3 protein-coding genes, 10 tRNA genes and 2 rRNA genes (1 of these 15 only partly in view) are annotated in these 7165 nt (G+C 45.1%); 14 read left to right on the forward strand and 1 reads right to left on the reverse strand.

Annotation, left to right across the window (positions count from 1 at the left end; genetic code table 11):
• Positions 1 to 80 precede the first annotated feature (80 nt).
• Entirely contained in the window at positions 81 to 2237 is a 2157-nt protein-coding gene (locus NSS70_RS02130) for a Tex family protein (protein WP_340880867.1), read from the forward strand.
• 143 nt (positions 2238 to 2380) lie between these two features.
• Here NSS70_RS02130 and cmpA read toward each other — a convergent pair whose 3' ends face one another.
• Positions 2381 to 2494, reverse strand: a complete 114-nt coding sequence (gene cmpA / locus NSS70_RS02135) for a cortex morphogenetic protein CmpA (protein ID WP_094245000.1) — start codon at positions 2492 to 2494, stop codon at positions 2381 to 2383.
• A gap of 169 nt (positions 2495 to 2663) precedes the next feature.
• Here cmpA and NSS70_RS02140 point away from each other — a divergent pair, with 169 nt between their 5' ends.
• The 13 genes from NSS70_RS02140 to NSS70_RS02200 form a co-directional block, all read left to right on the forward strand.
• Entirely contained in the window at positions 2664 to 3122 is a 459-nt protein-coding gene (locus NSS70_RS02140) for a SprT family protein (protein ID WP_063388239.1), read from the forward strand.
• Between the two features lie 135 nt (positions 3123 to 3257).
• Positions 3258 to 3332: transfer RNA gene (locus NSS70_RS02145), tRNA-Asn, on the forward strand.
• 4 nt (positions 3333 to 3336) lie between these two features.
• Positions 3337 to 3427 (forward strand) — tRNA-Ser (locus tag NSS70_RS02150).
• Positions 3428 to 3435: 8 nt separating this feature from the next.
• A tRNA-Glu gene (locus NSS70_RS02155) sits at positions 3436 to 3507 on the forward strand.
• A gap of 119 nt (positions 3508 to 3626) precedes the next feature.
• Positions 3627 to 3701: transfer RNA gene (locus tag NSS70_RS02160), tRNA-Gln, on the forward strand.
• 168 nt (positions 3702 to 3869) lie between these two features.
• Positions 3870 to 3945 (forward strand) — tRNA-Lys (locus NSS70_RS02165).
• A gap of 6 nt (positions 3946 to 3951) precedes the next feature.
• Positions 3952 to 4033 (forward strand) — tRNA-Leu (locus NSS70_RS02170).
• Positions 4034 to 4038: 5 nt separating this feature from the next.
• Positions 4039 to 4124: transfer RNA gene (locus NSS70_RS02175), tRNA-Leu, on the forward strand.
• Positions 4125 to 4177: 53 nt separating this feature from the next.
• Positions 4178 to 4254, forward strand: a tRNA-Arg gene (locus NSS70_RS02180).
• A 4-nt stretch (positions 4255 to 4258) separates the two neighbouring features.
• Positions 4259 to 4332 (forward strand) — tRNA-Pro (locus NSS70_RS02185).
• Between the two features lie 210 nt (positions 4333 to 4542).
• Positions 4543 to 4616: transfer RNA gene (locus NSS70_RS02190), tRNA-Gly, on the forward strand.
• Positions 4617 to 4690: 74 nt separating this feature from the next.
• Positions 4691 to 6244: ribosomal RNA gene (locus NSS70_RS02195) — 16S ribosomal RNA — on the forward strand.
• 138 nt (positions 6245 to 6382) lie between these two features.
• Positions 6383 to 7165: ribosomal RNA gene (locus NSS70_RS02200) — 23S ribosomal RNA — on the forward strand; it runs 2150 nt beyond the window's last position.
• The 16S and 23S rRNA genes sit together here with 10 tRNA genes alongside, the layout of an rRNA operon.

Consider the following 7165-nt stretch of genomic DNA (forward strand, 5'->3'; position numbering starts at 1 on the left):
GGATAACGGTTGTCTTTTTATGTTGAAAAAATTTTTGATAAAATGTTTATGTAGATGGAAATAGTAGTGGAGGCTAAAGAATGTTAAATAATGAGAAAATTTTTCAAATGTTAAGCAGCGAATTATCAATATCCACCAAACAAATTCAAAATGTCATTGCATTGCTTGAAGACGGCAACACCGTTCCTTTTATTGCGCGGTACAGAAAAGAACAAACAGGCGCTTTAAATGAAGTGGAAATACGAAACATTAGTGAGCGCTGGCAATACATACAAAACCTTGAAAAAAGAAAAGAAGAAGTTATTCGGTTAATTGAGGAACAAGGAAAACTAACGGAATCTTTGCGAAATGAAATACTGGCGGCTGAAAAATTGCAGCAAGTTGAAGACTTGTATCGGCCATACCGGCAAAAAAGAAGAACGAAAGCAACGATTGCAAAAGAAAGAGGGCTTGAGCCTTTAGCCAAATGGATATATTCCTTGCCGCTAGCGGGATCGATTGAAGAAGAAGCCGAAAAATACATCAATGAAGAGAAAGAAATCCATACGGTTGAAGATGCTCTCTCTGGTGCAAAAGATATTATTGCAGAATGGATTTCAGACGATCCGAATTTTCGTCAATGGATAAGGGAGCAAACGTTGAAAGAAGGTATGGTCGTTTCAACATGTAAAGACGAAGAAAAAGATGAGAAAAAAGTATTCGAAATGTATTACCAATATGAAGAACCGATCAAAAAAATCGTTCCTCATCGTGTTTTGGCGTTAAACAGAGGGGAGAAGGAAGGGATTTTAAGGGTGGCAATCGAGCCGCCGACAGAACAAATAGTAGCCTATTTGAAGAAAAAAATTGTTTCGGATCAAAGGACAATTGTTGCTGATATTTTATTTGAAACGTTGGAGGATGCGTATAGACGGCTCATACAGCCTTCGATTGAGCGGGAGATTAGAAAAGAATTGACTGAAAAAGCTGAGGATCAGGCCATTCGTGTTTTTTCCGAAAATTTAAGAAAACTGCTCCTTCAACCTCCATTAAAAGGAACGATCGTTTTAGGAATCGACCCGGCTTACCGTACAGGCTGCAAGCTTGCGGCAGTCGATGAAACTGGAAAAGTTCTTTATATTGATGTGATTTATCCTCATCCGCCAAAAAATGAAATAGAAAAATCAAAACAAAAGCTGATCGATATTATTCAACGCTTCCAAATTGAAGTAATCGCTATCGGCAATGGAACAGCTTCAAGAGAAACAGAACAATTTGTTGCAGATGTAATAAAAGAACTGAAAGAAGATATTTATTATTTAATTGTTAACGAGGCGGGAGCAAGTGTTTATTCAGCTTCTGATTTAGCTCGGGAAGAGTTCCCAGATCTTGAAGTCGAAGAACGCAGCGCAGTATCTATTGCTAGAAGGCTTCAAGATCCGCTTGCTGAATTAGTAAAAATTGATCCTAAATCAATCGGTGTTGGTCAATACCAGCATGATGTATCCCAAAAGAAATTGCATGAATCTTTAACGTTTGTTGTAGAAACAGTTGTCAACCAAGTCGGTGTCAACGTAAATACTGCTTCGCCGTCTCTGTTGCAATACGTATCTGGATTATCAAAAACAGTGGCTCATAATATTGTGAAACGAAGAGAAGAAATTGGAAAATTTGTGAATCGCAACGATTTAAAATCCATCCCACGGCTTGGGGAGAAAACGTATGAGCAATGTATCGGCTTTTTAAGAATATTGGACGGCGACGATCCGCTTGACAGGACGAGCATTCATCCTGAAAGCTATGAAGACGCTAGAAAACTGCTGTCAAGCCTTTCATTGACAGTCGATGATATCGGTACAGAACTGTTGAAAGAAAAAATCAGATCGCTGAATATTCAAGAAACTTCAAAAGCCTTGCATATTGGCGAATATACATTGAAGGATATATGCGACGCTTTAATGAGACCGGAGCGCGATCCTCGTGATGAAGTGCCTAAACCTCTTTTGAAAAAAGATGTGCTGCAGCTTGAAGACTTGAAAGAAGGAATGGAGCTGCAAGGAACGGTTCGAAACGTAGTAGACTTTGGTGTATTTGTTGATATTGGTGTGAAACAGGACGGACTTGTGCACATTTCAAAATTAAGCAAACAATATGTAAAGCATCCTTTGGACGTTGTTTCGGTTGGGGACATCGTGACAGTCTGGGTGGAAAAAGTTGATGTTGATAAAGGAAGAGTCGCTTTAACAATGGTAAAATAAATAACAACAGAAATCACGGCTGTCGGCAAAGTCGACAGCTGATTTTTTAATCAACCTTATATCGCATGCTGATGGAAGCAAACAACGATCTATCAACCAAAAATTTTGGAAAAAAGTTAGTCTGTTCTTTGAGAGCTGTTGAATTATGAGCAATGCTTTTTTCTATAGAAATACCAGCATTGATTTAATAACTTGATTTGATAAACGTTTTTTTCATAATATGCTTTCTTCATTTGATTTATAAGCCAATTCGGCATTGGTTAATACCTCCTTGGATGTATTGTTCTTTTTGGCTTGCCATTTTATGGTCAAGAAAAAAAGCATATGCTAAAATAAAATATGTGAGTCCGATTAGATGTAGTAATATTTATTGTATGCGTTAAGTTGTTGTCCTGTTCAACATGTTTTTAAAGTAGGTGCAGTACATTGAATGATGACCAGCTTCAAAAACTTGTGGAGCAAATTTCACTATCCTTTTTTGGGAAAAAATTTGTTCACAAAGCGTATTTTAATCACCGTCTTCGAACAACAGGCGGAAGATATTTATTAAACAGCCATGATATTGAAGTGAATAAAAAATATTATGAACAATACGGAATGGACGAATTAATAGGGATTATTAAGCATGAACTTTGCCACTACCATCTTCATATCGAAGGAAAAGGTTTTCGGCATCGGGACTCTGACTTTAAAATGCTTTTAAAAAAAGTAGGTGCACCTAGATTTTGCACACCATTAAGAGAAAAAAATAAAAATAATATTATTTATATTTATAAATGCCTATCATGTATGAGCACTTTTATTCGCCGTAGAAAAATGAACCCAGAACGATATTTATGCGGAAAGTGCGGAGGAAAAATTCAATTTTATAAAAATAATGGTTGACGAAAAGGAGAAAGATATGATAAAGTATAAAAGCCGTCGCTAATTGGATGGCAGCGAAAAACAATATATAACGAACTGTTGACAAAATTATAAATGCTCATTACAATGGTTACAGTCGTCAATTTTTTTCTTCATTCCGCAGTAGCTCAGTGGTAGAGCATTCGGCTGTTAACCGAACGGTCGCAGGTTCGAATCCTGCCTGCGGAGCCAATTTGGAGAAGTACCCAAGTGGCTGAAGGGGCTCCCCTGCTAAGGGAGTAGGTCGTGTAAGCGGCGCGAGGGTTCAAATCCCTCCTTCTCCGCCATGAAAAATGGCCCGTTGGTCAAGTGGTTAAGACACCGCCCTTTCACGGCGGTAACACGGGTTCGAATCCCGTACGGGTCATTCATATTCGCTGAAATAGGAAGTTGAAAAACTTCCTATTTCTAACTTTAAAAAATCCAAACCAAAAAGTCTTTACATAGCGTTCAAAAAATGTTACAATAAATTTTGTGACTTTTTGATGGGCTATAGCCAAGCGGTAAGGCAACGGACTTTGACTCCGTGATGCGCTGGTTCGAATCCAGCTAGCCCAGCCACTTATTATAAAAATAATAAGAGCCATTAGCTCAGTCGGTAGAGCAACGAGCAAGGCTTCGTTGAATAAGCAGCGAGTTGTCCCGACGCATCCAGCATCCTTGAGAAAGCTGGAAGAGGAAGGGACATCTGACCGACTTTAAAACAGATTAGAAGAAATTACTTTTTATGAGCCATTAGCTCAGTCGGTAGAGCATCTGACTTTTAATCAGAGGGTCGGAGGTTCGAATCCTCCATGGCTCACCATTTAATGCGGGTGTGGCGGAATTGGCAGACGCACTAGACTTAGGATCTAGCGCCTTACGGCGTGGGGGTTCAAGTCCCTCCACCCGCATATTCGCGGTAGTGGCGGAATGGCAGACGCGCTAGGTTGAGGGCCTAGTGGGGGCGACCCCGTGGAGGTTCGAGTCCTCTCTACCGCACCAAAAAAGTATTGACATCATATTTTAAGTGAGTTACAATAAAAAACCTGTGGAATGCGCCCGTAGCTCAATTGGATAGAGCGTTTGACTACGGATCAAAAGGTTAGGGGTTCGACTCCTCTCGGGCGCGCCATATACGGGAAGTAGCTCAGCTTGGTAGAGCACATGGTTTGGGACCATGGGGTCGCAGGTTCGAATCCTGTCTTCCCGATTTTGATCAATATAGGCTTAAAAGCAAAATTGCATGAATAAATTAAGATATGTGGGTGTAGTTTAGTGGTAAAACCTCAGCCACGAGCGACACTTCAATGAATAATCTGCGAGTTGCCTCGACGCATTTACATCCTCGAACAATGCTGGAAGAGGAAGAGGCATGGAAAATGCGTGTTTATCATCTAAATAGAAAAACAAATATTTTCGCGCGGGTGTAGTTTAGTGGTAAAACCTCAGCCTTCCAAGCTGATGTCGTGGGTTCGATTCCCATCACCCGCTCCAAAATGATCCTTGAAAACTGAACAAAACGAAAAGCGTGCCTGTTGATTCTGACAAGAGCATTTGGTGACAAACTTTTTTTGGAGAGTTTGATCCTGGCTCAGGACGAACGCTGGCGGCGTGCCTAATACATGCAAGTCGAGCGGACCGAAGGGAGCTTGCTCCTTTAGGTTAGCGGCGGACGGGTGAGTAACACGTGGGCAACCTGCCCTGCAGACTGGGATAACTTCGGGAAACCGGAGCTAATACCGGATAACACCGAAAACCGCATGGTTTTCGGTTGAAAGGCGGCTTTTAGCTGTCACTGCAGGATGGGCCCGCGGCGCATTAGCTAGTTGGTGAGGTAACGGCTCACCAAGGCGACGATGCGTAGCCGACCTGAGAGGGTGACCGGCCACACTGGGACTGAGACACGGCCCAGACTCCTACGGGAGGCAGCAGTAGGGAATCTTCCGCAATGGACGAAAGTCTGACGGAGCAACGCCGCGTGAGCGAAGAAGGTCTTCGGATCGTAAAGCTCTGTTGTCAGGGAAGAACAAGTGCCGTTCGAACAGGGCGGTACCTTGACGGTACCTGACGAGGAAGCCACGGCTAACTACGTGCCAGCAGCCGCGGTAATACGTAGGTGGCAAGCGTTGTCCGGAATTATTGGGCGTAAAGCGCGCGCAGGCGGTTCCTTAAGTCTGATGTGAAATCTCGCGGCTCAACCGCGAGCGGCCATTGGAAACTGGGGAACTTGAGTGCAGGAGAGGGGAGCGGAATTCCACGTGTAGCGGTGAAATGCGTAGAGATGTGGAGGAACACCAGTGGCGAAGGCGGCTCTCTGGCCTGTAACTGACGCTGAGGCGCGAAAGCGTGGGGAGCGAACAGGATTAGATACCCTGGTAGTCCACGCCGTAAACGATGAGTGCTAAGTGTTAGAGGGTATCCACCCTTTAGTGCTGCAGCAAACGCATTAAGCACTCCGCCTGGGGAGTACGGCCGCAAGGCTGAAACTCAAAGGAATTGACGGGGACCCGCACAAGCGGTGGAGCATGTGGTTTAATTCGAAGCAACGCGAAGAACCTTACCAGGTCTTGACATCCCCTGACAACCCTAGAGATAGGGCGTTCCCCTTTCGGGGACAGGGTGACAGGTGGTGCATGGTTGTCGTCAGCTCGTGTCGTGAGATGTTGGGTTAAGTCCCGCAACGAGCGCAACCCTTGACCTTAGTTGCCAGCATTCAGTTGGGCACTCTAAGGTGACTGCCGGCTAAAAGTCGGAGGAAGGTGGGGATGACGTCAAATCATCATGCCCCTTATGACCTGGGCTACACACGTGCTACAATGGGTGGTACAAAGGGCAGCGAAACCGCGAGGTGGAGCGAATCCCAAAAAACCACTCTCAGTTCGGATTGCAGGCTGCAACTCGCCTGCATGAAGCCGGAATCGCTAGTAATCGCGGATCAGCATGCCGCGGTGAATACGTTCCCGGGTCTTGTACACACCGCCCGTCACACCACGAGAGTTTGTAACACCCGAAGTCGGTGGGGTAACCCTTACGGGAGCCAGCCGCCGAAGGTGGGACAAATGATTGGGGTGAAGTCGTAACAAGGTAGCCGTATCGGAAGGTGCGGCTGGATCACCTCCTTTCTAAGGATATATACATTGAAATAGGGTACGCTTTTCCGTTTTGTTTAGTTTTGAAGGATCACATCCTTCTTGATTGTTCTTTGAAAACTGGATAACGGAAAGACATTCACGAATAGATCGCTCATGTTAGGAAGAAACGGTTAAGTTAGAAAGGGCGCACGGTGGATGCCTTGGCACTAGGAGCCGATGAAGGACGGGACAAACACCGAAATGCTTCGGGGAGCTGTAAGTAAGCGTCGATCCGGAGATGTCCGAATGGGGGAACCCACTGTCCGTAATGGGGCAGTATCCATACCTGAATCCATAGGGTATGGAGGGCAACCCGGGGAACTGAAACATCTAAGTACCCGGAGGAAGAGAAAGCAACAGCGATTCCCTGAGTAGCGGCGAGCGAAACGGGAACAGCCCAAACCAAGAGGCGTGCCTCTTGGGGTTGTAGGACACTCGATTAAGGAGTGACAAAGGAACGGGGTAGACGAAGAGGTCTGGAAAGGCCCGTCAGAGAAGGTAACAACCCTGTAGTCGAAACTCCGTTCCCTCCCGAGTGGATCCTGAGTACGGCGGGACACGTGAAATCCCGTCGGAAGCAGGGAGGACCATCTCCCAAGGCTAAATACTCCCTAGTGACCGATAGTGAACCAGTACCGTGAGGGAAAGGTGAAAAGCACCCCGGGAGGGGAGTGAAAGAGAACCTGAAACCGTGTGCCTACAAGTAGTCAGAGCCCATTAACGGGTGATGGCGTGCCTTTTGTAGAATGAACCGGCGAGTTGCGATTTCGTGCAAGGTTAAGCCGAAAGGCGGAGCCGCAGCGAAAGCGAGTCTGAAGAGGGCGAAATAGTACGAGGTCGCAGACCCGAAACCAGGTGATCTACCCATGTCCAGGGTGAAGGCAAGGTAACACTTGCTGGAGGCCCGAACCC

The sequence above is a fragment of the Aeribacillus sp. FSL K6-2848 genome, assembly GCF_038004325.1.
Lineage (GTDB): Bacteria > Bacillota > Bacilli > Bacillales > Aeribacillaceae > Aeribacillus > Aeribacillus composti.

Excerpts from the sequence above, each read along its gene's own strand:
- NSS70_RS02130 (WP_340880867.1), top strand. The coding sequence starts at position 81 with ATGTTAAATAATGAGAAAATTTTTCAAATGTTAAGCAGCGAATTATCA.
- cmpA (WP_094245000.1), bottom strand. The coding sequence starts at position 2,494 with ATGCCGAATTGGCTTATAAATCAAATGAAGAAAGCATATTATGAAAAA.